We start from the raw sequence: 26711 nt of genomic DNA, 5'->3' as shown, positions 1-26711 counted from the left end.
GAGTCTACTCCAGCCGCGCGTCCCGAATCTCGATGTGGCCGCGGTCGCCCTCCCAGACCGCGTCGTACTCGATGTCGATCCGCCGGTCCATATGCGGCCCGTCGACGACGTACGTCTCGAACTCGCCGCCCTCGCCCAGCGGATGGACCCCGTACTCCTCGCTGAGATCGACGAGCTCGGCGAGCGCCGCCGCGTCGTAGCGTCGGCCGAGCCACGACTCGTCGAGCCCGTAGGCGGCCACCTGCACGATCCGGATCTCGAACCCCGCCTCGAACATCGCCTCGGCGAGCTCGACCGGGTCCTCCTGCCACAGCGGCGCGAACAGGTCGATCCCGAGCCGGTCGCACATTCCCTGAATACGGCTCGTCTGATACTCGCTCTCGACCGCGCCGGCGGTGACGCCCGCGAGGTCGATGTCGTCTCCCGCGGCGATCTCGCGAAGCGCCGCCTCCATCGGCTCCAGCTCGGCGTCTCCCTGCGCGCCCGCGTCGTCGACGTCGTCGGCGCTGAAGTCATCGGGCGACACCTCGACGAGGTCGATCCCGACGCTCTCGGCGGCGAGTTCGGCGAGCTCGGTCGCCGGCGTGTGATACATGTACGAGTCGCCTGCGGGGTGAACCGTCAGAAGTCGCGAGACGTCGAGGCCCGCCTCCAGCGCGCGGTACAGCGCCCACGAGGAGTCTTTCCCGCCCGAGAAGAGACTCACCCAGTCGTCGGTCATTGGCGGGAGAACGCTCGGCGCGCCTAAAGCGTCGGCGGTCCGCGACGCCGTCGCTGGGGCGGTGAACGGCGGAACAGCGGAGGAAAACGGTAAGCATCTGGGTCGGGCCGACGAATCGTCCGCTCCGAACCGGGTCTCAGTCCGAGATGAACTCGTTGTCGCGCCAGTTGACGCCGCCGTCGCCGTCGCCCGCCCCCTGTGGGCTCTCGACGACCTCGATGCTCGCGGGGCGCGGTTCGCCCTCGACGATGCGGGTCGCCTCCAGCTCGCCGTCCTCCTCGGTGATCGCGGTGAGCGTCCCCTTCTCGGAGAGGGTCGCGATCTTCCGAAGCACCAGGAACATCGGGTACTGGAGCGCGGAGTTCTGCAGGACGGTCTCGCGATCGCCCTTGAAGCAGGCGAACTCGACGAGCTCGGAGGGGATCTCCTCCTCCTCGTCGTCCATCCACTGGGGACCGCCGGCGCGCGGGGGCTCTTCCTCCCACACGCGCGTCTCGGTGACCGACGCCTTCAGCTGGGCGGTCGGCGTGTACTTACTAATGCTCTCGTCGTCGGACAGGGCCTTGATGATGAGGGTGTTGTTTCGACGCGTGATGTCGATGTCGTCGATCTCCGGCGGGAGGTCGGGATCTTCTTCGAAGTACGTCTCCACGTCTTCGAGTGGCAGTTCGAGCGTCGAATGAAGTCTGAACACGCGGCCTGTCATTGTTAGTTGGGTGAGGTGGGGTCGAACCGATCGCCACGGCGGCAGCAACGACTGCTGCACCTACCCTACTTACGGTCCGTGGGTTTATATCGCCTGCCCTTCGACTTTCGAAGATCGAACACGGCACACGCCGACGTGCCGGCGGCGTCGGCTCCGCCGCGAGCGTCGTTTCGACGGATCGGGACCCGTTTGACGGAGTCGAGGTAGATCGGTGACATCCGGGAAAAATCGGGACGCGAGACGATCGGCTCCGGGTGTTCGGCTCTGGTTACTCGGCGCCCAGCTCAGCGGCCAGCTCGCCGCGCTCGTCGAGCTCCGCGAGCACGTCGCTCCCGCCGACGAACTCGCCGTCGACGAACGTCTGCGGGATCGTCTCCCAACCGCTGTGAGACTCCAGCGCCTCGCGGTAGTGCGGCAGCGCCGGCAGCACGTCGACCGTCTCGAACTCCTCGACGTGCTGGCCGATCAGCTCGACGGCGCGCTTCGAGTAGCCGCACTGCGGCATCAGGCGGTTCCCCTTCATGAACAGCACCACGTCGTTGTCGGCGATCGTCTCCTCGACTCGGGCCGCGATCTCGTCGGGCTCGGCGTCGGTCTCGGGTTGGAACGTCATGACGGCCGGTATGCGCCGGCGATGCAAATGGGTTCCGCACGGGATCGGCGTTCGCCTCGCACGGGATCGGTGTTTCCAGCCCGCGTTCTGCGGGGGCGCGACGCGCGGGTTACTCTTCGCGGTCGACCCGGACCACGTCGACGAGCGAGTACACCGGGACGCCGTCGATCTCGTTGTAGCCGCGCTTGTCGACGAGCACGACGCACGCGACGGGCTCGCCGCCCTGCTCGCGGATCGCGTCGATCGACTCGCGCATCGTCGTCCCCGAGGTGATGATGTCGTCGACGACGTAGCAGTCGCGGTCGCGGATGGCGGCGAAGTTCCGGGAGAAGCCGCCGCCCTGCTCGTCGATGTCGCCCTCGTCCCACTGGTGTTTCGCGGGCGCGTACGTGCCCAGATCCGTGTCGAGCTTATTCGCGACCGCGGTCGCGAGCGGCGCGCCGGCCTTCTCGACGCCGACCGTCAGGTCGACGTTCTCCCCCTGCTTGGCGAGCAGGTCCGCCATCGCGCTCGCGGCGTACTGGAGCCGCGTCGAGTCGCGCCCCAGCGCCGACCAATCGACGTGGATGTCCGCCGTCGAGGTCGTCGCCGCGACCTCGCCGCTCGAGCTGTTGCCGCCGCCGCGCTCGACGAGCCAGCTGGCAGTCTCTCGGGAGACGTTCAGCTCGTCGGCGATTTCGCCCTTCGAGAGCCCGTGTTCCGCGAGCTCGGCTGCGCTGTCTATCAGGTCGTCAACGTTCTTCATATGCGCTGAATTCGACCGCCGTTTTAATAGTCGTGTCGTCATCCGCGAACGCGGCCTCGAAGTCGTCGAGCCCGTGCACGCCCGTGACGAGATCGGTGAGGAAGGCGTCCGAAAAGCCCGACAGCGAGTCGACGGCGGCCTCGAAGTGTTCGTAGCCGGAGTTGACGCTGCCGACGAGCGCCTTGTTGTGGAGGACGAACTCGCGGTGGAGCCGCCCGCCGTCGACCTCGAACTCCCAGTCCCCCGGGACCCCGAGCAGCGCGCCGACGCCGTTCGGCGCGAGCGCCTCGATCGTCTCGAAGGCGTGCGGCGCGTAGCCGGTCGCCTCGAAGACGAGATCCATCGGCTCGTGAGCCGCCGGCACCGCCGGCACCGGCGTCTCGTTGGAGTTGACGTACGTCGCGTCGAGGAACTCGATGATGTCAATCGTCGGATCCGGGCGCTCGCGGCGGCCGAGACAGTAGATCCGGTCGAACTCTTCGTCGAGGGTCGCGATCGTCAGGAGCCCGAGCGAGCCGTTACCCAGTATCAGCGCCGACTCGGGCTCCCAGTCGAACGCCGACCGACTGGCGTAGGCGTGCTCGATCGCCTTCTCCGCGATCGAGACGGGCTCGACGAGGAACCCCCACTCGGCCAGCGCCGGCGGGATTTCGACGAGGAACTCCGCCGGGCTGGTGAAATACTCCGCCATGAACCCGTGGGCGCCGACGATGCCGCGCTCGTGATACTGGCCGTCCGGCGCCATGTCGGGCTCGCCGCGCGCGAAGTACTCGTTCGCCCCGTTGGGCGGTCGCCGGACAGTCGGCACGACGATATCGCCGGCGTCGAAGGGCGTGTCGTTCGGCTCCACGACCACGCCGACCGCCTCGTGGCCCAACACGAGGTGGTCCTCGCCCTCGGGAGAGCCGCCGTGGCTTCCGGAGATGACCTCGTGGTCCGTCCCGTCGACGCCGACCCGGAGGGTCCTGACGAGCGCCTCCCCGGGTGCCGGGTCCGGTCGCGGCTTCTCTGTCACGACCGGTTCGTCCGTCCCGTCGTACACGGCGATCGCTTTCATGAAACTGCTTTGACGGTCAGCCACCAAAAGATTTCTTTTATTATGAGTAAAGAATCTCCGCCTCTCCCGACCGCGGGTTTTTCCTCGTCGGCCCCCGGACCACCGCCGTGTGCACGCTCACACTCGCGTGGCGGACGTTCGGTGACGCGCCGATCGCGCTCGCCGCGAACCGCGACGAGGCGCTGGACCGGCCGTCCGAGCCGCCGACCCTCCGCGGCGACGGCGAATTCGACGGCGACAGCGACGGCAGCGGCGACGCGAGGTACGTCGCTCCCCGCGACGCCGACGCCGGCGGGACGTGGATCGGGCTCGCCGAGTCGGGGGTCGTCGCCGCGGTCACGAACCGCTGGCTCGACGCCGACCGCGAGCGTGACCGCTCCAGAGGACTCCTCGTGCGAGACTGCCTGACCGCGGACTCGGCCGAGGCCGCGGTGCGTGCCGTCGAGCGCGACCTCGAAACCCGGTCGTACGACGGGTTCAACCTGGTGCTCGCCGACGAGATCGCCGCCTTCCTCCTCTCGTACGACGGCGGGCTGGCGATCACCCGGCTGGATCCCGGCGTCCACGTCGTCGGCAACGTCGGCGGCGTTGTCAACGGCGTCGAGCGCTTCGCGATCCCGGACCGGCGACGGGAGTTCGGCGCGGAGCGCGCCGACAGCGCCCGGGCGGTCGCGGCCGCGCTGGCGCCCGAGCCCGGCGAGTTCGGCGAGGCGTGGCTCGACCGCGCGAGCGCCGTGCTCGCGGACCACGAGTACGGGGCCTGCCTGCACGGCGACGGCTTCGGAACGCGGTCGTTCACCCGTGTTCGGACCGCTTCCACCTCCGCCTCCGAGGCCTCCCCTGAGTTCGCGTACGCCGCCGGCCCGCCCTGCGAGACGCCCGCGGAGACGGTGCCGCTGCCGGCGGGATTCGGGTCGGGCGAGAGCCGGTAGGGAAGCCGAGCGGGCGGAAGCTACGAGCCGGCGGATCCGACGGAGCGGAGCCACCGAGCGGATCGGATGGATCGCCGCAGCGACGGCGACGGCGCGGAAAGCCAGTTTTAAGCGACTCGCGGGCGCCCTGTATGATATGAGTGTGTCCGAACTCGAGGCCGACCTCTCCGAGGACGAACGCGCCGGCCTCGAACTCATCCGCGAGACCGGTGGCATCCACCAGAGCGACTTCTGGAAGGAACTCGACGTCTCCTCGCGGAAGGGGAGCCGGATCGCGGAGGCGTTAGAGGAGTCCGGGCTCATCCAGCGGTCCGACACCGTCTACGACGGCCACAACACCTACTACCTCGAACCCGCGCCCCGCGACCTCGACTTCTCCCTGCTCATGGCCGGCGACATGCTGTCGCCGTTCATCGGCGAGGAAGAGGTCGACGCGCAGGCTGACGCCTTCTCGCAGTGGATGATGAACCTCGCGTACGAAGAGTACTGAGCCTCCGGCCGCTATTTCTCGTTCTCCGGGTCGATCACGTCGTCGTCGACCCGTCGGATGCTTTCCGCCAGCCGCGAGCCGTCCGGCACGGCGCTGAGAAACGCCGCGGAACCGAACGGCGCGTCCGCGTTGACCGACACCATGCCGAGGTCGGCGGGGTCGTCGTCGAGCCCCGTGAGGAATGCGACCGTCCGCACCGCGGGTACGTCGTCGACCCGGCCCGCCTGGTCCACGGTGCCGTAGAGCGACCGGTGGGTCGCGACGTGGTAGACGCACGTGGGAGTCGGCGCGAAACAGAGCAGGAACCGCGCGCCCGGCTCGGTGCGTCCGAGCTTCGGGCGGAGCGCGTGGCTCGCGTCGGCGTGGAAGTACCGCTCCATCCGGCGGTACTGCCGGAGGACCTCGTTGGCGCCGGTCGCGCCCCGCACGGCGGCGTCGCCCTTGAGCTCGATGACGTGGTCGACGCGCTCGGGCGTGCGAACCCGGACGTACACGTCGACGACCCCGCGACGACCCTCCGCGTCGTACGGCTCCTCCAACCGGATCTCGGGGTCGTCGTGGACCGCGGCGTAGTGGTCGACCACGCGCGTCGCCAGCTCGTCCTCCCGCATGGACCGACCTCGGAGGCGACAGCGAATAAAGCCGCCGACGGCGGGCCGTTTCTCCCGCTCAAGAACCGTCGCTCAGTTCCCGAACGGTGAGGCGCATCAAGGGGTTTGTAAGGCTCCAACCCCTACCAAACAGTGATGTCTAATAGACTGTCTAGACGGCGGTACGTCGCCGGAACCGGAGCCGCGCTGACCCTGGGAACGCTCGCCGGCTGTTCCGGCGGCGGGGACGGCGGGGACGGCGGTGACGGTTCGGACGGATCCGACGGTTCGGACGGATCCGACGGTTCTGATGGTTCGGACGGATCCGACGGCGGCGGCTCCGCGTCCGACGACGTCCCGAGCGAGATCGACGAGTACCTCGCCGACGCCCGGCTGTACGAGGGCCAGATCATGGACTACACCGGACAGGACGAGGTCACCGTCGCGGTCGGCGGCGGCAGCGACGGATTGGCGTTCGAGCCGCCCGCGATCCGGATCGACTCCAGCACGACCGTCGTCTGGGAGTGGACGGGGCAGGGCGGCGCGCACAACGTGGCCTCTGCCGAGGACTCCGAGTCCGACTTCGAGAGCGGCGACGCCGTGAGCGAGGAAGGCAATACCTTCGAGCAGTCGTTCGACAACACCGGGATTCAGCTCTACTACTGCACCCCCCACGAAGCGGTCGGGATGCTCGGTGCCATCGAAGTCGTCGAGGCGTAACGCCCCTGACTGCGGTTCGATTTTTACGGCGCGCCGGTCCGGCAGCGGTGCGACCGTTCTCGGGTCGGACGCCAGCGCCGCCCGGCTGAGAAAGAGGACGGCTACGGGAGGAACGACCACCGCACGTCGACGATCCGGTCGTGCTCGCTCGTGACCGTCGGGCGCGCGAGGTGGTCGTTCGCGTTGACGCCGGCGTCGGCCAGCCGCGACAGGGCCTCCGCCAGCGTGCGGTCCGAGCGCTCGACGGCCGAATCGCGGACGTACGGCGCGTCGAGGGGGTCCGACCGGGCGTTCGCGATGTCGATCGCGTCCGTGAGCTCGCCGCCGATCGCGTACGCCGGCTGATGGAACTTCCACCCGTCGACGTCGAGAAAGAGCCACACGTCGCCGTTGATCGCGTGGTACTCCCCGGAAACGCGTGACGGATCGTGGGCGACGACGCGAGAGAGGACGGCCGTCTTCGTTCGGTAGAGGGCGTCTTTGCGGGCCGACCGGACGTTGCTTTCGGTGAGATCGCCGCGCTCGTAGGCGGCGCTCGCCTCGTCGGCGAACTGCTTTGCGACCTTGTTGACGACGTACAGCGATTCGAGCAGATCGTCCGTCGGTTCGAGCGGGTCCACGATGATACCGGTCGGCAACTGCGACCGGTGTGAGGTGGGTGCGTCGCGCGGATAGGCGTTTCGGGAGCCGCAGCCGGCACGGTCGGTGTGGCCGGCGTGGCCGGCGCGGTAACGCCCCCCGGATGGTTAATTCTTTAAGCGTACGGACGAAGGCGAAGGCAAGCAATGTCGGACGACTCGCTCAAACTGTACACGGCGATCTACGTCGCGCTCCTGGTCGCGGCGTCGCTCAACTTCGTCCTCTTCGAGGCCGAGTTCCTCAACTTCACCTACGCCCAGGCGCTCGGCGGAACGCTGGTGATCGCGACGGTCAAGACGCTGCTCATCGTCGCCTACTTCCAGCACCTCCGGTGGGAGAACCGCTCGCTCACCTACGTGATGTCGCTCGCCCTCGCGCTTACCATGCTGCTGATGGCCGCGGCGACGTACTCCATCTCGTAGACCGGCTCGCGGCGCTCCGGCGCCCTCGCGTCTGTGTCCGTTCTCGTTCCGATTTCGACCTCGACCCCCTCTCCGTTCTCGACCCGTCCCGCCTGTGTGTTTTTTGTGGCCCCGCGCGAATGAACTGGTATGGATACTCGAACGGCAACGCTCGACGACATCGACGCGATCCGGACGGTCGCGCGCGAATCGCTGATCGCTTCCTACGGTCACGCGGTCGACGAGACCCTGCTCGCGGAGGCGGTCGACGAGTGGTACGATCCCGACGACCTCGGGGCGGACATCGGCGACGAAGACACGGTGTTCCCCGTCGCCGTCGTCGACGGGTCGGTCGTCGGCTTCGCCGAGAGCTACGTCGTCGGTCGGCGCGAGCGCGTGGGCGAGATCGACTGGCTCCACGTCCACCCGGACCACCGCGAGTCGGGGATCGGGTCCGCGCTCCTCGAGGAGGTGGAGTCGGACCTGCGCGCGGCGGACGTCGACCGCATCGAAGCGCGCGTCCTCGTCGCCAACGAGGCGGGAACGGCGTTCTACGAGCGCGAGGGGTACGACCTCGACGGCGAGCGGTCGGTGGAGGTCGGCGACGAGACGTTCGACGAGCGGGAGTACCGCAAACAGATCGGACGGCTGACCGGCATCTCCGAGGGCACGTACGAGACGGACGACGGCGAGACCGTCCACGTCGCCTTCGACGAGAGCGACCGCGGCTCCCACGCCCCGTTCTACGTGGCGTACGCCGACGCCGAACTGTCGCAGCGCTACGGCTACCTCTGCGGGAACTGCGAGGGGACGAACGTCGCCATCGACACGATGGACCGGATGGAGTGCCGCGACTGCGGGAACCGGCGCAAGCCGGCCCGGTGGGACGCGGCGTACTGACGCGCGCCTCCCGGTCCGAGCTACAGCGTCTCTTTCACGCCCAGCACGCGCTCCTCGGCCTCTCGTCCCGGATCCCACTCGCTCCCGTCGCGATCGGCGTCACGGTGCTCGGCGACGGTCCGCGCCATCGCCTCCTCGACCGGCGTCGACCCCCACCCGAGGGCGGCGAGCGCGCACGTGTCGAGCAGGTGCGGATACTCCCGGTACAACACGAAGTCGTCCGGCTCGAGACCGCCGGCCGCCAGCGCGTCGGCGCTCGCCGTGACGACATCGCAGTCGACGCCGGCCGCGTCGGCGATCGTCTCCAGCGTCTCTTCGAGCGTGAGGGCCCGGCGGTCGCCCACGTTGTACGCCCGTCCCGCCTCGCCGCGCTCGGCGACGATCCGGAGCGCGCTCGCGACGTCTTCGACGTACGCGCGGTGCCAGAGGTTCTGCCCGTCGCCGGGGACGACGACGCGGTCGTGAGAGAGCACCCGATCGATCCAGTAGTCGAGCCGCTCCGTGTAGTCGTTCGGCCCGTAGACGATACACGGGCGCACCGCCATCGCGTTGACCCCTTCCTCGGCGGCTGCGAACACGGCACGGTCGCCCTCGGCTTTCCGATTCCCGTAGGTGTCCGGCTCGTCGTCGGTCGCCTGCTCGGGCGTACACGGGCGAAGCGGGGTCTCTCCTTCGCGCTTGGGGATCTCCTCGGCCGCGTAGCTGTCGCCCGAGGAGATGTACACGTACCCCTCAACGTCGGCGAACACCTCCGTGGCCGCCTCCACGTCGCCCGGCTGGTAGGCGACGCAGTCGATCACGATATCTGGGTCGACGGAGAGCTTCGCGGTCCGGAGGTCCCGCTCGTTCTTCCGGTCGCCCTCGACGTGTGTCACCCGATCGTCGTCGGCAAACGGGTTCTCGTGGGTCCCCCGGTTCAGCATCCCGACCTCGTAGCCGTTCGCGAGCAGATCGGATACGGTGTGCCGACCGATGAATCGCGTCCCACCGATGACGAGCGCCGTGTCGGTCATACAGATCCTCCGGGAAGCAGACTCAAAAGCGTGCCCGAACCGAAGCGGGCGATCAGTTCTCCGGTCGCGGCTCGTCGTCGGCCGTTCCGCCGTCTTCGCCGTCAGCGCGCGGCCCGTCACCGCGCCACCGCCGGTACAGGAGGTATGCGACGCCGAGCCCGACAAACCAGGTCCCGACCCCGGCGACCGCGAACCCGATCCCGATGAGGAACTCTCCGGTCGGCACGCCGAACATACTCACCTTCGGCGTCTCGGCCACATAAACGCTCCGAGGGAGGGGTAGTTTCTCGGCGCTGGCGCTCGTCCGCGACGACATGAGCGATCCCGATATCAGCCGGCGTCGGCCGTGGCTCGCGGCGGCGCTGGCGCTTCTGGTGTCCGGACTCGGTCACGCCTACCTCCGCCGGTGGGCGCGGGCCTTCGGGTGGTACGCGGTAGTCACGGCGACGCTCGTGTTCCTCGTCCCCGACGGGGCGATCGATCAGCTCGTCGCCGGCGACCGTCCGCCGATCGGTGCGCTCGCCCCGGCGCTCGTCGCTGTCGGCGCCAGCGTCGTCGACGCGTACGTCCTCGCCGTCCGGAACAACCGCGCTCGCGAGCGCCAGGCGGCGTCGACTGACGCCGCCCCGGACGCGTCCGAGTCCAGCCGAGACGAAGCGACGCAGGACGGCGACGAGCCCGACTCGTCCGGACCGGGTGATTCGACCGTCTCGTGTCCGCACTGCGGCCGCGACACGGACGCAAAGCTGGAATTCTGTCAGTGGTGTGCGGATCCGCTGGAGCCGTAACAGCGTCGTCGAAAAAAGCCGGGCCGTGGCGTCCGCCGTCCCCTCAGAAGAGGTAGAACAGCGGGAAGATGAACACCCAGACGATGTCGACGAAGTGCCAGTAGAGGCCGAAGTACTCGATCGGCCGCTCGTCGTCCAGGTAGTGGCCCTGATACGCCCGGACGAACAGGTAGATGGCGATCAGGAGGCCGATCACCACGTGGATCCCGTGGAGCCCCGTCGTCACGTAGTAGATCGACGCTTGGACCGGATCGCCGTGGGCGTTGGCGTTGATCGTCACGCCGCGGTCGAAGATCTCGTGGTTCCACTCCCACAGCTTGATCGCGAGGAACACGAAGCCGAACGCGATCGTCGCGCCGAGCGAGGCGAGGAGCCCCTGCCGGCTCTTACGGTGAGCCGCCACCAGCGCGAGGATCACGGTGAACGACGAGGTGATCAGCACGAACGTGTTGATGAGGCCGGGGAGGGACTCCGTCAGCGGCTCCCACGTCATCCAGCCGGCGTTGTACCGGACGAAGATGGCCGCGGAGAGGAACGCGCCGAAGACGATCACGTCCGACGCGAGGAAGAACCACATCCCCAGCTTCACCTTCTCGACGCCCTCGAAGGGCCACCGCTCGGCGAACTCGTTCGGCGGGGCGTAGAAGTCCTGCAGCCCCCACTTCACGCCGGACCAGACCATTCCGACCAGTCCGACGACGACGAGTATCGGGTACACGGGGTTCGAGACGTTGAGCGTGGTGCTCGCTATCGAGTCGCCGAGGACGAACGACAGCGACTCGCTGAACCCGGAGAGGCCGAGCAGCACGGTCCCGAGCGCCAGCGAGATCGCGAACGGCCAGATGCTCGCGTGGCTCGGGTGTTTGTCCCAGTACGGGTACTCCGAGATGTGCTCTTCGTGGCTGTCGCCGCCGTCCGTCGCGGCGTTGCCCTCGGCGTCGGCCTTCACCGCCGGGCCGCCGTCAGGCACGTAATCCTTCACGAACTCCAGCTTGCCCGAGGCGTACGAGGGGCGGTTGGGCCAGTTCTCCAGCGGCGGGGGCGAGGAGACCGCCCACTCCGCGGTCCGCGAGTAGTCCCACGGGTTGTCCCCGGCGGGCTCGCCGGAGACGTAGGACTTCGCGAAGTTGTAGAACATGATGAAGAAGGACAGTCCGAGCACGAACGCGCCGATCGTCCCGAACTGATGGTAGATCTGGAACTCGGGGTTGTACTCGAACACCCGGCGGGGGGTCTCCCAGCCGAGGAACATGGAGAAGTAGACCATGTTGAAGCTGATGAAGAAGATCACGAAGTGGATCTTCCCGAGCAGCTCGTCGTACATCTTCCCGGTCACTTTCGGGAACCAGTAGTAGGCCCCGCCGAACAGCGCCGTCGCACCGCCGAACATCACGTAGTGGAAGTGCGCGACCACCCAGTAGGTGCCGCGGAACTCGTAGTCGAGCACGATCGCGCCGAGGAACACCCCGGTGATGCCGCCGAGGATGAACAGCAGCAGCGCCCCGAACGCGAAGAGGAACGGCGTCGTGAACTGGATGCGACCCTTGATCAGCGTGTAGATCAGCGAGAACACCACGAGGTCGAACGGTAGCGAGATCCCGATGGTGGTCGCCATCATGAGCGTCTTGATCTCGAGGTTGATCGTCGTCAGGAACATGTGGTGCATCCAGACGAGGAACGACTGGACCGAGATCAGACAGATGGAGATGATCACCCACTTCCGGCCGACGAGCCGCCGCCCGGAGAACGTCTGGAACAGCTCCAACATCACGCCGAGCGCCGGGAAGAAGACGATGTACACCTCGGGGTGACCGAAGAACCAGAAGAGGTGGCCCCACAGCAGGGATCCCCCTTCGGTCGCGGAGAAGTACACACTCCCGAGCACGCGGTCGGACGCGAGGATGAGTCCGACCGCCAGCAGCGCCGCGAACGCGAACAGCATCATCCACACCGTCGCGAGGATGGACCAGGTGAACATCGGCATGTCCATGATCCCCATCCCTTCAGCGCGCGAGTGGTGAATGGACGTGAGGAAGTTCACCGTCGACGCCGTGATGCCGACGACGAACATGAACAGCGCGAGCACCGCCCCGGTCGACCCGATGCTTGGCGTATACATCGGGATGTTGAGCGGGGCGTACATCGTCCACCCGGCGCTGAGCGTTCCGCCCTGGAAGAAGCTGATTCCCAGCAGGATGCCCGAGAAGAGGTACATCCAGTAGGAGAGCGCGTTCAGACGCGGGAACGCGAGGTCGTCAGCGCCGATCTGGAGCGGCACGAAGTAGTTCGCGAAGCCGAATCCGAACGGCGAGAGGAACCAGAACACCATGATCAGCCCGTGTGCGGTGACGGCCTCGTTGTACGCCAGCCCGGAGAGGATCTGGCTCGTCGGGTCCCACAGCTGCATCCGGATCAGCAGCGCGAGCACCCCCCCGAACAGCAGGAAGAACAGCGCGGTGATCGTGTACAGGATCCCGATGTCCTTGTGATTCGTGGTGACGAACCAGCGCTTGACCGAGGTCGTCGGCGGAAGCTCGCTCATGCACTCACACCTCCGATGGCGGCGGCGTTAATGCTTGCGGCGCCGTCGGCGGTCACGCCGCCCTCGACGCTGGAGGAGTTACCGCCGGTCCCCTCGTACCACGTCTCCCACTCGTCTTCGGGGATGACGGTGATCTGGCTCTTCATCGCCGAGTGACCGGGGCCGCAGAGTTCGAAGCACTCGACCATGAACGTCGCCTCGCCGCCCTGCGCCTGGACCTCTTCGGAGCTCACAGAGAACCAGTTCTCGTTGGTGTCTCCGGGAATGGCGTCGGATTTTATCCGTAGCTCCGACGATCCGAAGTTGTGCCACACGTCCCGTGAGGTCACCGTGATGTCGATCCGCGTGTCGGCGGGAACGACCATCTCACCACTCTCGGTGTGACCGTTCGGGTACTCGTAATCCCAGCCGTACTGGTACCCCTCGACCATGATCTCGATGTTCTCCTCGGGAGAGTCGGGCCCCTCCTCGACGTAGAGGAGGATCCCGTACGCGTACACAACGAGACTGATCACCACGATCGCGCTCAACCCAAACGATAGGAAGAGCTTCTTTGCTTTCGGACCGCCCTGTCCCGTCGGGAGCTCGCCGACCTCCGGCGCGTCGAAGTCCTCCTTCGGCTCGCCGCCGTCGTCGCGGTACTTGTACACGTTCCACAGCGTGTACGCGACGACGATGGTTCCGATGAGGGTCCCTAACGCGAGGAAGACGAAGAAGATCTCGTCAAAGACCTCCGCCTGTGCGCGCCAGTCGCTCCCCTGTTGCAGGATGAGTGAATCTATCATGTTCGTCTCTCTGCTCTTGTACGTCCCTTAGCGAAGGCGCAGTTAACTCTTGTGTGAACCGACCGAGCGGCGAACCGCTTGGCCGTCGGAAGGACGGCAGTGCTCGGGGGAAGAGACCCGCGGTCACGACGTGTCGGGACGGGACGCTTGACCGGGTGATCGAACGGGTCGACGAGACGGGGGCTGGAGAGTCGCTCGACGAAACACACGAATCGGCGGAACATACGAAGGCTATTTGTACGCGGGAACGGACCGCCTAACAACGAACTCACCATGGTCTCACTCACGCTCTTGAGCACGGCACTGATGGGGCTGCTCGTCGTGGGCACCTTCGTCGCCGTCGCACAGATCGGCGGGAAACGCACCGCTCCCGGTGCCGAGTCAGTCAGCAGGTACGACGCGATAACCGGCGTCCTCGGCGATATCGCCCGAAAGCCGGTGACGTGGGCCGTCTCCTTCGTCGCCATCACCGTCGGGATCGGCGCGGTCGCGCTCCTCGCGGTCGGGAACTTCGGACTGCCGGAAGGGTTGTCCGGCAGCCTCCTCACCCTCGTGTACGTCGCCGTCGGGATCCTGCTGACCGGATTCGTCTTCCTCGGCGCCTACTTCGGCGCCCGCGGTCGCGGCCTCGGCAACGCCCACGGCGTCGCCGCCGGGTCGTTCGCGTCGGGGCTCGTGTTTCTCGTGCTCATCGCGGCCGAACTGCTCATCGGTCTCTTCGGCTAGCCGGTCGGACCGAACTCTCCGGATAGCCGGTCAGGCGGCGGTCGGGATCCGAGCGGGGACTCCCGGATCCGAACGGGGACGACCGACTTCGGGCCGGACCGCCGTCCGCCGGAACAGTCTGCTCTCTCGAGTCTGCTTTCTCGAAGCGCCCGTCACGAACCGCTGTGATCAGGCGACCGCGACGCCGTTCCGGGCGAGGAAGTCGCTCGCGGCCTTGATCTCGACGGGGCTCCCGATGATCCGGTAGTGGTCGTCGCCTTCGACCACCGTCACGGTGAACCGATCGCAGATGCCGTCCCGCAGCCCGTCGAGCGCGCGACGCGGGAGGACGATCTGCGTGCTGTCACGGAGACTCGACGGATCGGGCATTCGACGTGTCGTCCGTCGCAGTAAACCGGTATAATCGTGTCGAAAGATTGCCGAATCGACGCCGGCCCGCCGCCGGCGGATCCGGTCGCCGTGGGGCGGTCGCGGTCCGGGCGTGAGGGCGTCCGCCGAAAATCACGCCACCGAGGGCGGGCGACGCGATCGTGAGGCGGAAAGAACACCTTTAACGAGTCGAACGGCCGACTGTAGGTCAATGGGACTGGAGGATGAGATCGAGGACCTCCGCGAGGAGATCGCCGAGACGCCCTACAACAAGTCCACCGAGGCACACATCGGGCGGCTGAAGGCGAAGCTCGCGGAGAAAAAGGAGAAACTGGAGAACCAGTCCTCCGCCGGCGGCGGCCACGGGTACGCGGTCGAGAAACACGGGGACGCCACGGTCGCGCTCGTCGGGTTCCCGAGCGTGGGGAAGTCCACCCTGATCAACGCCCTCACCAACGCCGACAGCGAGGTGGGCTCCTACGAGTTCACGACCCTCGACGTCAACCCCGGCATGCTGCAGTACCGCGGCGCGAACATTCAGATCCTCGACGTGCCGGGGCTGATCGAGGGCGCCGCGGGGGGACGCGGGGGCGGCAAGGAGGTGCTCTCCGTCGTCCGGACCGCGGACCTCGTGGTGTACGTCCTCTCCGTGTTCGAGATCGAGCAGTACGACCGGCTGAGCGAGGAGCTGTACAACACCAACATCCGCCTCGACACGGAGCCGCCCAACATCAACATCCGGAAGACCCACAAGGACGGGATCGGGGTGACGATGAGCGACGACGTGAGCCTCGACGAGAACACCGTCAAACAGGTGCTCCGCGAGTACGGCTACGTCAACGCCAAGGTGACGATCCCCCACGACCTCACGATCGACGAGCTGGTCGACGCCGTGATGGACAACCGCGAGTACCTCCCCTCGATGGTCACCGTCAACAAGGCCGACCTCATCGACAAGGAGTACCTCCCGACGGTCGAGGCGGAGCTCCGCGAGCGCGGACTCGACCCCGACGACGTGATCTTCATCTCCGCCGCGAAGGAGCGCGGGCTCGACGGGCTCAAAGAGCGGCTCTGGGAGGAGCTCGGTCTCATCCGGATCTACATGGACAAGCCGGGCCGCGGCGTGGACTACGAGGAGCCGCTGGTCCTCTTCGAGGGCGACACGGTCGGCGACGCCTGCGCGAAGATCGGCGGGGAGTTCGACGACCGGTTCAAGTTCGCCCGCGTCTCCGGCCCCAGCGCGAAACACGACGACCAGCAGGTCGGCAAGGGACACGAACTGGCCGACGAGGACGTGCTCCGCATCGTCGCGCGGAAGTAACCGGGTTCGGTCCGAAGTAACCGAGCTCGGTCGGACACGGTCGGTCACCGCGAGGCCCGACCGAAAGGCGCTTTTCGCGCGGCCGCGACGCACCACCATGATCACGGTCGCGCTGGCGGGCAAGCCGAACGCCGGCAAGTCCACCTTCTACACCGCCGCCACGATGGCCGACGTCGACGTGGCGAACTACCCGTTCACGACGATCGACGCCAACCGCGGAGTGACTCACGTCCGCACCGAGTGCCCCTGTCTCGACCGCGACGAGCGCTGCGGCAACGAGAACTGCCGGGCCGGGAAGCGGTACGTCCCCGTCGAACTCCTCGACGTGGCCGGGCTCGTTCCGGGCGCCCACGAGGGGAAGGGCCTCGGTAACCAGTTCCTCGACGAGCTGACGAACGCGGACGTGGTGTTGAACGTCGTCGACGCCTCGGGGGCGACCGACGCGGAGGGCGAGCCCGTGGCGGTCGGCGCGCACGACCCCCTCGACGACGTGGACTTCATCGAGGAGGAGATGGACCTGTGGCTCGCGGGGATCGTCGACCGCAACTGGGAGGGCGTCGAGCGCCAGTCGCGCTCGCCCGACTTCGATCTCGAGGCGGCGGTCACCGATCTGCTCACGGGGTTCGGCGCCACCGAACACGACGTGACGGCGGTCCTCCGCGGACTGGAGTACCCCGACGACCCGAAGCAGTGGACCGACGACGACCGCGAAGACCTCGCGCGGGCGATCCGGCGCCGGACCAAACCCATCGTCGTCGTCGCCAACAAGGTCGACGCCGCGCCCGAGGGGGCGATCGACCGGCTCCGCGAGGGGACGGACAAGCCGGTGGTGCCGGCCACGGCCGACGGGGAGCTCGGCCTGCGCCGCGCCGCTGAGGCCGGCGTCGTCGACTACGATCCGGGCGACGACGGGTTCGACGTGGTCGGCGACGTCTCGGACGGCCAGCGCGAGGGGTTAGAGGCGATCCGCGGCGCGATGACTGACCACGGCGGCACCGGGGTCCAGACCGCGCTGAACGCGGCGGTGTACGACCTGCTCGACCGGATCACCGTCTACCCGGTGCAGGACGCCTCCAAGTGGACGGACGGGACCGGAAACGTCCTCCCGGACGCGTTTCTCCTCCCGTCGGGCGCGACGCCGCCCGACCTGGCGTACGCGGTCCACACCGACATCGGTGAGGGGTACCTCCACGCGGTCGACGCCCGCTCCTCGCGCCGGATCGGCGAAGGGCACGAGCTCTCGGAGGGCGACGTGGTGAAGATCGTCTCGACCGCGGGGCCGTAATCGGGGCTGCGGCGGGTGTCGCCGTCGGCGGACCCCGACTCACTCCGGCGGTCGCGCGTACGTCACCGGCTTCGGCTCGAAGCCCGCGCCGCGGTAGAAGCGTCGCGCGCCGTCGTTGCGCCACTCGCAGGAGGCGGTGAGGGAGTCACGGTCGGCCTCGCGGGCCAGCTCTTCGACCCGTTCGACGACCGCCGTGCGACCGACAGGCACATGCGGATCGCCCGAGACTGGCCGGTAGATGCTCGGGCTGGAGCACGACTTCCGGATCGTCGACACCCGCGCGACGCTCGACCCCGACGAGTCGTCGGTAGCGACCCACGGGCGGGACATCTCTCCCGAGCTGCTGGAACGTGAGATGCTGCAGGCCGGCGTCGTCCGCGCGGTCGCGAGCCCGGGGCGGCGCGCGCCCGAACAGAGCTACCTCCGGGCGAACAACGCCGTCGCGCGGCTCTCGATCGACCGGCCGTTCGTCGCGTTCGCGCGGCTCAACGGCCCTCGAGATCCGGGAAGCGGTCCCGTTTCCGCGGTCAGGAACCTCCGCGCCGAGCGCGACGACCACCACGCGCGCCCGGACGATGTCGAGCAGTACTCCTACGACGACCGCTTCCACGGGTTCACCCTCGTCCCGCACGTCGACGGGCTCCCGAACGAGGACGTGCTCACCCGGCTGGAGGCCGCGGATCTCCCGGTGATCGTCCACGCCGGCACGGAGTTCCCGCCCGCGGCGGTCGAGCGCGAACTGCTCGACTACGACATATCGATCGTGCTCGCCAGCTTCGGCGGCTACCCCCTTGACGCCGACCTGATGAACGAGACCCTCGACCTGTTGGCGGAGTACGACCGACTGTACGTCGAGACAAGCGCCGTGCGGTATCGGGAGGTGCTCGAGCGGGGAGTTTTGGAACACCCCGACCGCGTCCTCTTCGGCTCCGGCGCGCCCGACGTGCATCCGAACGTCGGCGTGATGGAGGTGCTCACCCTCGACGTCTCCGAGGATCTGATGCGCCGCGTGTTCGCGAAGAACCCCGCCCGGCTGATCCCCGCGCTCGCCGAGGGGGCCGACGTCTGAAGCGACGGGCACTTGGCGCGGGGTCGCGGACCGAGGTTGCATGAGCGACGCCGAGAACGCCGGTCCGAACGACGCCGAGTCCGCGGGCGACCCCGGCGACGACGCTCTCGTCGAGGTCGTCCGCGCCGTCGGCCACGAGCACGTCACGGCCGAGCACGCGAGCACCCTCGAGCTCACGACCGACGACTGGCTCACCCCCGCCGGCGACTGCATCGTCGGCGTCGAGGCCGACCGCACGCCGCGCGAGTTCTCCGCCGCGTTCCGCGACGCGTGTCGGGACGCGACCGCGACGATCACGGCGACGGTCGCCGTCGGCGAGCCGACCGACGACGCGGTCGACATCGATTCCCCCGCCCACGTCGACGAGATCGTCGGCCGCGGCGACCCCGACCTCACGCTCCTCGACGATCGGTCGATGGTCGGGCGGACCAGCGACTACACCGACGACGAGCGCACGATCTTCGTCGACGGCGACGGCGCCGCCGCGGATCTCGACCGGGACCTCGTGGCCGCGCTCGCCGAGGGCGCGCCGGTCGCGCTGCGGCTGGCAGTCGAGTCCGCCGACTGACCGGGCGGGACGCCGCTCTCGGTCTCAGATCGGAAGCTCCGCGTCTGCGCCGACCACGCGATCGACCTCCTCGGGCGCGCGCCAGTCGGTCGTCCGTTCCAGCAGCTGCACGACCATCTGGCCGGTCGCGCCCCAGACGGTGTAGCCGTCGACGTGGAAGAAGTGGATGCGGTGATCGCCGTACTCCGGGTGACCCGTGCGACGCTCCGTCTCGTAGTTCGCGGGGTCGGTCAGCCCGCTGACGGGCAGCACGGCCACCTCGGCGACCTCCGACTCGTCGGGGACGTACTCGCGGTCGGGCGCGACTCCGACGAAGGGGCGGATCCGGTAGGCGGAGGAGGTCCGGGTGTCGTCGAGCCGCCCAACGACGTCGACCTCGTCGGCCCGCATGCCGACCTCCTCGTTGGCCTCGCGGAGCGCGGTGTCCGTCAGGGTGCGGTCGATCGGCTCGCGGCCGCCGCCGGGGAAGCTCATCTGTCCGGGGTGTCTCCCAAGGTGGGCCGCGCGCTTGGTGAACAGCATGTGGGCCTCGCCGCCCCGCTTGATGACCGGTGCCAGCACGGCCGCCTCGCGACGCGCTCGGGTCACCTCGTTGGGCGTGTGTCGGCGGAGCCCCGTCAGGTCCATGTCGGCCGTAGGCGCTCGGGCGGGGTTAACGTTTCTCCGTGTTCCGGCGGTCTGAAACGACCCGTCGAGGGCGTCCCCCGGCCGCGCGGCTTCGGACGTTTTAAGCACGCGACCCACCCTTCACTGGACAATGAGCGACGACGACCAGGAGCTCGGGATCACCGAGTCCAAGTCACACAACACCGGCGAGTGGTACGCCGAGGTCGTACAGAAGGCGGGGCTGGCGGACTACGGCCCCGAGGGGATGAGCGGCTTCATCGTCACCCGTCCGCGCGCGTACGCCGTGTGGGAGCGACTGCAGGGGTTCCTCGACGCGAAGTTCAAGGACACGGGCGTCCAGAACGCCTACTTCCCGATGTTCATCCCCGAGTCATACCTCGAACGGGAGAAGGACATCGTCGAAGGGTTCGACCCCGAGGTCGCGTGGGTGACCGAGGCGGGCAACAAGGAGCTCGACGAGCGGCTCGCGGTCCGCCCGACCTCCGAGTCGATCATCACCCCGTACATCAGCCAGTGGGTCCGGAGCCACCGCGACCTCCCGCTGCGCGTGAACCAGTGGTGCTCGGTCGTGCGCTGGGAGGCGACGGAGACGAAGCCGTTCTTCCGCACGAAGGAGTTCCTCTGGCAGGAGGGCCACACAGCCCACGCGAGCGCCGAAGACGCCTGGGAGGAGACGATGACGCGGCTCGACCAGTACGCCTCCGTCTACGAGGACCTCCTGGCGATGCCCGTGCTGAAGGGCCAAAAGCCCGACCACGACAAGTTCCCCGGCGCGGAGACGACCACGACCGTCGAGGCGCTGATGCCCGACGGGAAGTCGGTGCAGGCGGGTACCTCCCACCACCTCGGGCAGTCGTTCGCCGAGGCGTTCGACATCACCTTCTCCGACGAGGACGAGGAAGAGCGGCTCGCTCACACCACCTCGTGGGGGCTCTCGTGGCGCGCGCTCGGCGCGCTGATCATGACGCACTCCGACGAGCAGGGGCTCGTGCTCCCGCCCGGCGTCGCCCCCGAGCAGGTCGTCGTCGTCCCGATCTGGCAGGAGGACACGAAAGACGACGTGCTGGAGTACGCTCAGGGCGTCGCCGACGACCTCGACGACGCGGGGATCCGCGTCGAGCTTGACGACCGCGACGAGCGCAACCCCGGCTTCAAGTTCAACGAACACGAGCTCAACGGCGTCCCGCTCCGGATCGAGATCGGTCCCCACGAGGTGGAGGACGGCGAGCTCACCCTCGTCCACCGTCCCGACGGTGAGAGCGTCGTCGAGGAGCGCGACGGGGTCGTCGAGACGGTCCACGACCACTTCGACGAGGTGTACGCGAAGCTGTACGCCGCCGCCGAGGAGACCCTCGACGGCGAGGTGCGGGAGGCCGACGACCGCGCCGACATCCTCGGTACGCTGGGCCAGCACGGCGGCTACGTGAAGGCGCCGTGGTGCGGCGACGAGGACTGCGAAGCGCCGATCAAGGAGCCGATGGCCGCCGAGATCGTGATGGTCCCGTTCGACGAGGAGGACCCCCTCGCCGAGGGAGACCACGACGAGACCTGCGCGATCTGCGACGACGACGCCGAGCGGACGGCGTACTTCGCGAAGTCGTACTGACGCCGGGCGGGAGAGCCTCCCCCTCGCAGTCTCGCGTTTAATCCGCGTTGATCCGGCTTAACGGAGATGGGTATATATACGGATACGTCGCGTACCGTCAGGTAATGAATCGGAGGATCGCGCTCGTCGCCGTCGCGGTCGTGCTGGTCGGCGTGGCCGGACTCGCCGCAGCCGGTCCGGTCGGGACCGCAGTCGCGCAGGACGACCCGGTGGCGACGAACGGGACGGACGGGGGCAACGAGACGGCGAACGGGACCGACATCAGCCCCGGAGAGCGGTTCTCCGGCGTGATCGGGGTCCAGCAGGCCGAGATCTCGGGCGAGGTCGATTCCCGCGCGTTCGAGGTCGCGCTCAACCGGACGGAGGCGCCCGACGAGCGGGCCGCGCTGGTCGCCGGGCGGCTGAACGGAACGGCGGAGCGGTTGTCCGAAATCGAGCGGCGCCAGCGGGAGCTCCGCGACCGCCGCGAGGCCGGCGAGCTGAGTCAGGGCGCGTTCGCCGCCCGCATGGCGGAGACGAGCGCTCGGGCCGAGACGATCAAGCGCGAGGCGAACCGGAGCGCCGTTGTCGCCCGCGACCTCCCGGAGGCGGCGAGAGCGAACCGCGGGCTCAACGAGGAGCGGATCACTGAGCTCCGCGAGCGGGCGAGCGAGGCGAGCGGCCCCGAGGTCGCGGCCATCGCTCGCGGCGTCGCCGGCAACGGCGTGGGCGGTCCGCTGGCGTCCGACCGACGCGGTCCGCCGGACGGCGCGGGCGCCGGTGAGGGCCCCCAGCGCGGGGGCGGACCGGGAGCTGACGACCGTTCGGGTCCAGGCGACGGACCGGGAGCCGGCAACGGACCGGGGGACCGCGGCAACGGGACTGACGCCGACGGCAACGCCACCGACGACTCGACGAATGCGGTCCGGAATCCGACGGGCGAGGACGGAGACGGCGCGAACGGGCGCAGCGGCGCCGGTCAGGGGGTCGGAAGCGGTGACGGGAACGCGACGAGCCCGCGCGACGACCCGTCCGCGCCCGGCGGGGACGGCGCTGATGGCGGAGACGGCGCTGATGGCGGAGACGGCGCTGATGGCGGAGACGGCGCTAACGGCGGCGACGGCGAGGACGGACCGAGTGGGAGCGAGAGCACCCCCGGCGCTGACGGCGGCGACCGATCGGGCGGTACCGGGGACGGTCCCAGTGCTGACGGCGGCGACCGATCGGGCGGTACCGGGAACGGTCCCGGCGCTGACGGCAGCGACCGATCAGGCGGCAACGGACGGGACTCCGGCACCGACACCGTGATCGCCGTCGGTCCGGTCACAGAGCGTCTCGCCGGGCCGCTGACGGACGGGGCGGACTTCCTCAGACGCGTCGTCGGTATCGATGGATAGGCGCGGGTCGATCGGGTCCCGCCGCGGGATGACCGCGAGCGAGCGAATCGGCAGTCACCCGCGCCCAATCGGAGGATCGCGCGGGGGCCGGCCTCACGACCGTCCGCACTCCTGAGATGGGAAGCGATTTATCGGAGCCTCGTAACTATCCGTCCGTGCAGCGAACGGTGCTCCTCGTCGTCGCGGTCGTCGCCTGCGCGGGCTTCGCGTCGATCGGAGCCGCACAGAGCGGGGCCGGTGTCCCCGCCGGCGGCTTCGGACAGATGGATGTCAGCCCGGACGACATCCTGATCGAGGCCACCGTCGAACCCGACGGCGACGCCGTCTGGGAGACGCAGTACCGCGTCCGGCTCGCGAACGACGACGAAGAGCAGGCCTTCGAGGAACTCCGAACGGACGTGGAGTCGGACCCGGACGCGTACACGGGGCGGTTCGGCGAGCGCATGCGCGCGACGGCCGCCACCGCCGAGAACGCGACGGGCCGGGAGATGAACGTCACGAACGTCACGGTGACCGCCGAGCGGCGCGAACTCCCGCAGTCGTACGGCGTGCTCACGTACCGGTTCGAGTGGAGCAACTTCGCGGCCGTCGACGGGGACCGACTCGTCGTCGGCGACGCGATCGACGCGCTGTTCCTCGACGAAACCACGTCGCTCATCGTCTCGTGGGAGGAGGGCTACCGGCTCGGCGACGCGTCGCCGACGCCGACCGAGACCCGCGACAGCGCGGTCGTCTGGCAGGGGCCGGTCGACTTCACGGAAGGCCAGCCGCGCGTGGCGATCGAGCCGGAGGGCCGCGCCGCCGGCCCGTTCGTCTTCGCCGCGGTCGGACTCCTCGCGGCGGTCGTCGCGGTCGTCGGCTACCGGCGCCGACCGTGGGGCGGGTCGGAGCCCGAACGCTCGTCGGACGCGCCGACCGCGACGGCTGACTCGGCGGCGACCGATTCGGGCGACGAGCACGACGCGGAGGCCTCCGAGGGCGCGGCGGCCGCGACGGCCGCGACCGATGCCGGCGGAGACGACGGCTCCGAGGATGGAACCGAGCGCGACGAGAGCGGGGCTGAAGGCGAGGCCGACGCCGACTCGGCGCCGCCGATCGACGACGACCTGTTGAGCAACGAGGAGCAGGTGCTCCGGCTCATCGAAGCCAACGGCGGGCGGATGAAACAGAAGCAGGTCGCCGAGGAGCTCGACTGGACCGCCGCCAAGACGAGCCAGGTGGTGACGGGACTCCGCGACGAGGACGACCTCGACGGGTTCCGGCTCGGGCGGGAGAACGTTCTCTCGCTCCCCGACTACGACGCGGCGGCGGACGCCGGCGAGGAGACCGAGCGCGACGACGACGAGGAGTAGCGCTCTCGTTACAGATCTCGTGACCGCCCGAGATGTTGGAGGTCGCCGCCGCACTCACAGGTGCCGCTCGTCTCCGAGCGCGCACCGCATTTGAAACACTCGTACAGTTCTTGACCGCTCACCTCTGATTCTGGTCGCATATGATGACATACGATACCGAGTGTCATAGAAACAACCCTAATATTCTTTACAGAGTATAATCAGGCACCGGGCGCTCTGTGAACGAACGATCGGTTCGGCGAGAGACGCGAACCGGACAGAAAGCCGGAGGAGGGATTTGAACCCTCGACCTATTCCTTACGAAGGAATCGCTCTGCCAGCTGAGCTACCCCGGCGCGCATCTTACCATTCCCGAACGGAAAAATAAGGGTTCCGAAACCGCGACGCCACGGTCCGCGAGATCACGCGACATCTCCCGGTTCCGGCCCGTCGATCGCGACCGAACCAGAGTTTGCGTTCGTTTTGAAATACTCTGGTTATCGGTTGGAACACAGTGCACAGTAAGCGATCGTCACAGGAATATAAGGAAAAAGCATATATACTTGTTCGGGCTTCATCTGAGACGTGACCACACCGGTCGTGTGCCGTGATGGCGGGGATCAACTCCCCCGACGGTGTCTGCCCGGTCGGAGCCCGTACCGGGCGTCGCTCGTCCCGCCGGTCGCGACCCCCACCGCGACCCGGCGCGACTGTCACCACTATCAGTGATCCGACACGGCCGACGTGTAGCTCACGTCTCCGACGTGCCAAGCGCGAAATCGCCTCTGGCCCCGACCCCCTCACGGCCGTAGACTCTTGTCATGTGACGGGCCCGTAGCCGTCCCGACCCGGCAGCGGGTCGGGACGGCGGTCATGCTGTCGATACCGACGCGCCACCTCGCCAGCGGTCGCCGGCGATCGGGGCGTCCGAATCAGGCGGAGAGTCCGTCGAGGCGTTCCCCCCTCCTAGAAGCGCCGCCGGAGCGCACTCACGACCGCCGAGAGCCCGCTCACCGCGGCTCCGAACCCACCAGCGAGTCGAACCTCCGCCGGCGCGGTCCCGAGCTCGCGGGAGACCGCTCCTGGGCGGGCGTCGGCGCCGACGAGCGCGACGGTTCGCCCCCGGACACGGATCTCGGCGGTGAGGTCCGTCCCGGTCAACAACGCGGCGAGGCCACCGGCGTCAGCGTCGTCCGGCAGGCTCCGAGCGACCCGGATCGCGTCGCGGACCGTCTGCACCTCGACGAACAGGCGGTCTCCAGTCGATCGAACGTCGAGATCGACGCCCTCGACGGTAAGCGTCAGGTCGTCTGTGGTAACTGAGAGCGGTGCCCGCGCGTCAGTCTCGTTCACGGGTCGTGACCCGAACGGTGCCGTCGAGGCGCCAGTTGGCGTGTTCGACGTCGTCGCCGGTGCCGCTCGGGACATCGACGGTCATCTCCTCGAACTCGTAGACGATCTCCGCGTTGCGGCCCGTCAGCCGATCGTAGAGGCCGATGGCGAGGTCCGGCCACGTCGTCGTCTCATCGATGCGCTCTTCGGGGTCCGCACTATCACTCATACACGATACCACGGGTTACAGTACCATAAAGATGTCACTCTAGCAAAACTACGCCCGTGCCACTCCTTACGGACCACCGACGCACGAATTCTCGAGGTGTTCGGTGACTGTTCGCAGGTGTGGGCGACGTGGGGTGCACACCGGCGGGGACGCGCTTCAGGCTCGCGTCAGCCTGACATCTAGACACACGTTGTACTCGTGGGGGGCGTACGACCGGACGACGTGTTCGGTCTCGACGGTCACGTCGTACGCATCGCCGGCGGCCGCGCGGATCGCCCGCGTTCCGGGGCCGAACGGGTCGTCCTCGTGTTGGATGTCGTAGTAGTGGACGACACAGTCGTCGCCCGCCAGCCGGACGGCGGCGTCGAGGAACTCGTCGGCGGAGTGCGGAAGGTTCATCACGAGTCGGTCGGCGCTCCCGGCGTGGTCGGCGGCGATCTCCCGCACGTCGCCGGCGATCGCGGTCACGCGGTCCGCCACCCCGTTGCGCTCGGCGTTCTCCCGGAGGTACTCGATCGCGTGCTCGTTGAGGTCACAGGCGACTACGTCGGCTCCGCGGGCGGCCATCGGGACGGCGTAGGGCCCGACGCCGGCGAACATGTCGACGACGGTCTCGTCGGAGCCGACCTGCTCGATCACGCGGTGGCGCTCGGTGGCGAGCCGCGGCGAGAAGTACACCTCAGCCACGTCCAGCAGGAACTCGTGGCCGTACTCGCGGTGGACCGTCTCGGTGCCGTTCCCCGCCAGCACGTCCCAGCGCCGGACGCGCAGTTCGCCCTCGATCGGGGAGGCCCGGTTGAGCACCGTCTCGCAGGGCACGTCGGAGGCCATCACCGCCTCGGCGATCTCGCGGGCGCGTTCGTCGTCGTCCTCGTCGACGATGACGATGTCGCCGAGCCGCTCCAGCGAGGGCTCGTAGCCGAGGATCGAGGCGGGTGTCCGCGGACGGTCGCGCTCGGCGGCGTCGCGCTCGACGATCGTCGCGGCGAGGTCGGCGGGAGCCGCGTCGGGGTCCGTGACGGGGATGTAGATCGTGTCGCCGTCGACCGCGATCTCGTGGTCGCCGTCGAGGGCGTCGGCGTCGGCGAGCCGCTCGCGGACCGTCTCGCCGCGCTCGCGCTCGACCGCGACGCAGGGAACGCTCATTGTCGCGGGAACGCGGGGGGGGCCATAAACGCTGACGCTTTGGCGGTCGGTGGCCCTTCGGTGGCCGAGGACGCTTCGGGGCCG

Annotated in this window: 32 protein-coding genes and 1 tRNA gene; 14 read left to right on the top strand and 19 right to left on the bottom strand. The window is 68.4% G+C overall.

What is annotated here, in order from left to right; translation table 11 throughout:
• Positions 1-4: 4 nt before the first annotated feature.
• From ACT4MF_RS00865 to ACT4MF_RS00845, 5 genes are all read right to left on the bottom strand, one after another.
• Positions 5-721 (bottom strand): diphthine--ammonia ligase, encoded by a 717-nt coding sequence (locus tag ACT4MF_RS00865; protein WP_099254959.1) that lies wholly within the window; start codon positions 719-721, stop codon positions 5-7.
• Between the two features lie 136 nt (positions 722-857).
• Positions 858-1427 carry a DUF7110 family protein gene (locus ACT4MF_RS00860; protein WP_008849440.1) on the bottom strand — a complete coding sequence of 190 codons (570 nt, stop codon included), beginning with the start codon at positions 1425-1427 and terminating at the stop codon, positions 858-860.
• Positions 1428-1695: 268 nt separating this feature from the next.
• Complete coding sequence (locus ACT4MF_RS00855; protein ID WP_099254958.1) at positions 1696-2040, bottom strand: glutaredoxin family protein; 345 nt, start codon at positions 2038-2040, stop codon at positions 1696-1698.
• A 109-nt stretch (positions 2041-2149) separates the two neighbouring features.
• Positions 2150-2785, bottom strand: a complete 636-nt coding sequence (gene gfcR, locus ACT4MF_RS00850) for a transcriptional regulator GfcR (RefSeq protein ID WP_099254957.1) — start codon at positions 2783-2785, stop codon at positions 2150-2152.
• Positions 2772-3842 carry a glucose 1-dehydrogenase gene (locus ACT4MF_RS00845; protein WP_099254956.1) on the bottom strand — a complete coding sequence of 357 codons (1071 nt, stop codon included), beginning with the start codon at positions 3840-3842 and terminating at the stop codon, positions 2772-2774. The genes gfcR and ACT4MF_RS00845 overlap by 14 nt, the downstream gene beginning before the upstream one ends.
• Positions 3843-3949: 107 nt before the next feature.
• On the opposite strand from ACT4MF_RS00845, the gene ACT4MF_RS00840 reads away from it, so the two are divergent.
• Both ACT4MF_RS00840 and ACT4MF_RS00835 read left to right on the top strand, forming a co-directional pair.
• Positions 3950-4774 carry an NRDE family protein gene (locus tag ACT4MF_RS00840; protein ID WP_099254955.1) on the top strand — a complete coding sequence of 275 codons (825 nt, stop codon included), beginning with the start codon at positions 3950-3952 and terminating at the stop codon, positions 4772-4774.
• Positions 4775-4910: 136 nt separating this feature from the next.
• On the top strand, positions 4911-5264 hold the full coding sequence (locus tag ACT4MF_RS00835) for a helix-turn-helix transcriptional regulator (protein WP_004050160.1): 354 nt from the start codon (positions 4911-4913) through the stop codon (positions 5262-5264).
• Positions 5265-5275: 11 nt separating this feature from the next.
• Here the strand turns inward: ACT4MF_RS00835 and ACT4MF_RS00830 are convergent, their stop codons facing one another.
• Positions 5276-5875 carry a hypothetical protein gene (locus ACT4MF_RS00830; protein WP_099254954.1) on the bottom strand — a complete coding sequence of 200 codons (600 nt, stop codon included), beginning with the start codon at positions 5873-5875 and terminating at the stop codon, positions 5276-5278.
• Positions 5876-6010: 135 nt separating this feature from the next.
• On the opposite strand from ACT4MF_RS00830, the gene ACT4MF_RS00825 reads away from it, so the two are divergent.
• Complete coding sequence (locus ACT4MF_RS00825; RefSeq protein WP_444681468.1) at positions 6011-6574, top strand: halocyanin domain-containing protein; 564 nt, start codon at positions 6011-6013, stop codon at positions 6572-6574.
• A 101-nt stretch (positions 6575-6675) separates the two neighbouring features.
• Here the strand turns inward: ACT4MF_RS00825 and ACT4MF_RS00820 are convergent, their stop codons facing one another.
• Positions 6676-7194 carry a hypothetical protein gene (locus ACT4MF_RS00820; RefSeq protein WP_099255057.1) on the bottom strand — a complete coding sequence of 173 codons (519 nt, stop codon included), beginning with the start codon at positions 7192-7194 and terminating at the stop codon, positions 6676-6678.
• A 165-nt stretch (positions 7195-7359) separates the two neighbouring features.
• Between ACT4MF_RS00820 and ACT4MF_RS00815 the strand changes: the two genes are divergently transcribed.
• Together ACT4MF_RS00815 and ACT4MF_RS00810 are read left to right on the top strand one after the other, a co-directional pair.
• A complete protein-coding gene (locus ACT4MF_RS00815; protein WP_099254952.1) occupies positions 7360-7635 on the top strand; it encodes a cytochrome C oxidase subunit IV family protein in 276 nt (91 codons plus the stop codon).
• Positions 7636-7764: 129 nt separating this feature from the next.
• The gene (locus tag ACT4MF_RS00810) at positions 7765-8514 is read left to right on the top strand and encodes a GNAT family N-acetyltransferase (protein ID WP_444681467.1); all 750 of its coding nucleotides are present in this window, start codon (positions 7765-7767) and stop codon (positions 8512-8514) included.
• Positions 8515-8534: 20 nt separating this feature from the next.
• On the opposite strand, the gene ACT4MF_RS00805 is transcribed toward ACT4MF_RS00810, so the two are convergent.
• Positions 8535-9527, bottom strand: a complete 993-nt coding sequence (locus tag ACT4MF_RS00805; RefSeq protein ID WP_444681466.1) for an NAD-dependent epimerase/dehydratase family protein — start codon at positions 9525-9527, stop codon at positions 8535-8537.
• Positions 9528-9579: 52 nt separating this feature from the next.
• The gene (locus ACT4MF_RS00800; RefSeq protein ID WP_099254949.1) at positions 9580-9762 is read right to left on the bottom strand and encodes a hypothetical protein; all 183 of its coding nucleotides are present in this window, start codon (positions 9760-9762) and stop codon (positions 9580-9582) included.
• A 79-nt stretch (positions 9763-9841) separates the two neighbouring features.
• Between ACT4MF_RS00800 and ACT4MF_RS00795 the strand changes: the two genes are divergently transcribed.
• Positions 9842-10315 (top strand): DUF7575 domain-containing protein, encoded by a 474-nt coding sequence (locus tag ACT4MF_RS00795; RefSeq protein ID WP_444681465.1) that lies wholly within the window; start codon positions 9842-9844, stop codon positions 10313-10315.
• A gap of 43 nt (positions 10316-10358) precedes the next feature.
• Here ACT4MF_RS00795 and ACT4MF_RS00790 read toward each other — a convergent pair whose 3' ends face one another.
• Both ACT4MF_RS00790 and coxB read right to left on the bottom strand, forming a co-directional pair.
• Positions 10359-12857, bottom strand: coding sequence for a cbb3-type cytochrome c oxidase subunit I (locus ACT4MF_RS00790; protein WP_444681464.1), 2499 nt, complete (start codon positions 12855-12857; stop codon positions 10359-10361).
• Positions 12854-13642, bottom strand: coding sequence for a cytochrome c oxidase subunit II (gene coxB / locus ACT4MF_RS00785; protein WP_099254946.1), 789 nt, complete (start codon positions 13640-13642; stop codon positions 12854-12856). The genes ACT4MF_RS00790 and coxB overlap by 4 nt, the downstream gene beginning before the upstream one ends.
• 273 nt (positions 13643-13915) lie before the next feature.
• On the opposite strand from coxB, the gene ACT4MF_RS00780 reads away from it, so the two are divergent.
• Positions 13916-14368, top strand: coding sequence for a hypothetical protein (locus tag ACT4MF_RS00780; protein WP_444681463.1), 453 nt, complete (start codon positions 13916-13918; stop codon positions 14366-14368).
• A gap of 168 nt (positions 14369-14536) precedes the next feature.
• On the opposite strand, the gene ACT4MF_RS00775 is transcribed toward ACT4MF_RS00780, so the two are convergent.
• Complete coding sequence (locus ACT4MF_RS00775) at positions 14537-14737, bottom strand: VNG_1110C family protein (RefSeq protein WP_444681462.1); 201 nt, start codon at positions 14735-14737, stop codon at positions 14537-14539.
• Positions 14738-14948: 211 nt separating this feature from the next.
• Here ACT4MF_RS00775 and ACT4MF_RS00770 point away from each other — a divergent pair, with 211 nt between their 5' ends.
• Both ACT4MF_RS00770 and ACT4MF_RS00765 read left to right on the top strand, forming a co-directional pair.
• Positions 14949-16058, top strand: a complete 1110-nt coding sequence (locus tag ACT4MF_RS00770) for an OBG GTPase family GTP-binding protein (RefSeq protein ID WP_444681461.1) — start codon at positions 14949-14951, stop codon at positions 16056-16058.
• A gap of 97 nt (positions 16059-16155) precedes the next feature.
• Positions 16156-17343, top strand: coding sequence for a redox-regulated ATPase YchF (locus ACT4MF_RS00765; RefSeq protein WP_099254942.1), 1188 nt, complete (start codon positions 16156-16158; stop codon positions 17341-17343).
• A gap of 39 nt (positions 17344-17382) precedes the next feature.
• Here ACT4MF_RS00765 and ACT4MF_RS00760 read toward each other — a convergent pair whose 3' ends face one another.
• The gene (locus tag ACT4MF_RS00760) at positions 17383-17553 is read right to left on the bottom strand and encodes an N-acetyltransferase (RefSeq protein ID WP_245851552.1); all 171 of its coding nucleotides are present in this window, start codon (positions 17551-17553) and stop codon (positions 17383-17385) included.
• Positions 17554-17581: 28 nt separating this feature from the next.
• On the opposite strand from ACT4MF_RS00760, the gene ACT4MF_RS00755 reads away from it, so the two are divergent.
• Both ACT4MF_RS00755 and ACT4MF_RS00750 read left to right on the top strand, forming a co-directional pair.
• Entirely contained in the window at positions 17582-18412 is an 831-nt protein-coding gene (locus ACT4MF_RS00755) for an amidohydrolase family protein (protein WP_099254941.1), read from the top strand.
• A gap of 40 nt (positions 18413-18452) precedes the next feature.
• Positions 18453-18980, top strand: coding sequence for a DUF371 domain-containing protein (locus tag ACT4MF_RS00750; protein WP_099254940.1), 528 nt, complete (start codon positions 18453-18455; stop codon positions 18978-18980).
• 24 nt (positions 18981-19004) lie between these two features.
• Here the strand turns inward: ACT4MF_RS00750 and ACT4MF_RS00745 are convergent, their stop codons facing one another.
• Positions 19005-19607, bottom strand: a complete 603-nt coding sequence (locus tag ACT4MF_RS00745) for an NUDIX hydrolase (RefSeq protein ID WP_099254939.1) — start codon at positions 19605-19607, stop codon at positions 19005-19007.
• Positions 19608-19737: 130 nt separating this feature from the next.
• Here ACT4MF_RS00745 and proS point away from each other — a divergent pair, with 130 nt between their 5' ends.
• The 3 genes from proS (at position 19738) to ACT4MF_RS00730 (ending at position 23941) form a co-directional block, all read left to right on the top strand.
• A complete protein-coding gene (proS, locus tag ACT4MF_RS00740; protein WP_444681460.1) occupies positions 19738-21213 on the top strand; it encodes a proline--tRNA ligase in 1476 nt (491 codons plus the stop codon).
• A 104-nt stretch (positions 21214-21317) separates the two neighbouring features.
• Positions 21318-22589 carry a hypothetical protein gene (locus tag ACT4MF_RS00735; RefSeq protein WP_099254937.1) on the top strand — a complete coding sequence of 424 codons (1272 nt, stop codon included), beginning with the start codon at positions 21318-21320 and terminating at the stop codon, positions 22587-22589.
• Positions 22590-22744: 155 nt separating this feature from the next.
• Positions 22745-23941 (top strand): helix-turn-helix transcriptional regulator, encoded by a 1197-nt coding sequence (locus tag ACT4MF_RS00730; protein WP_444681459.1) that lies wholly within the window; start codon positions 22745-22747, stop codon positions 23939-23941.
• Between the two features lie 8 nt (positions 23942-23949).
• Here the strand turns inward: ACT4MF_RS00730 and ACT4MF_RS00725 are convergent, their stop codons facing one another.
• The 5 genes from ACT4MF_RS00725 to ACT4MF_RS00705 all read right to left on the bottom strand — a co-directional run bounded on the left by ACT4MF_RS00725 (position 23950) and on the right by ACT4MF_RS00705 (position 26627).
• A complete protein-coding gene (locus tag ACT4MF_RS00725; RefSeq protein WP_444681458.1) occupies positions 23950-24081 on the bottom strand; it encodes a rubrerythrin-like domain-containing protein in 132 nt (43 codons plus the stop codon).
• A gap of 122 nt (positions 24082-24203) precedes the next feature.
• Positions 24204-24276, bottom strand: a tRNA-Thr gene (locus tag ACT4MF_RS00720).
• 610 nt (positions 24277-24886) lie between these two features.
• Complete coding sequence (locus ACT4MF_RS00715; RefSeq protein WP_444681457.1) at positions 24887-25273, bottom strand: peptide ABC transporter ATP-binding protein; 387 nt, start codon at positions 25271-25273, stop codon at positions 24887-24889.
• Positions 25260-25481: a hypothetical protein gene (locus ACT4MF_RS00710; protein WP_099254934.1), complete on the bottom strand. Its 222-nt coding sequence runs from the start codon at positions 25479-25481 to the stop codon at positions 25260-25262. Before ACT4MF_RS00710 ends, ACT4MF_RS00715 begins: the two co-directional genes overlap by 14 nt.
• Positions 25482-25637: 156 nt before the next feature.
• Complete coding sequence (locus tag ACT4MF_RS00705) at positions 25638-26627, bottom strand: class I SAM-dependent methyltransferase (protein ID WP_444681456.1); 990 nt, start codon at positions 26625-26627, stop codon at positions 25638-25640.
• Positions 26628-26711 lie beyond the last annotated feature (84 nt).

It is taken from the genome of Halorubrum sp. FL23 (assembly GCF_052439115.2).
Lineage (GTDB): Archaea > Halobacteriota > Halobacteria > Halobacteriales > Haloferacaceae > Halorubrum > Halorubrum persicum.
The sequence above is the reverse complement of the archived record's forward strand: the minus strand, read 5'-3'. Positions and strand labels throughout refer to the sequence as shown.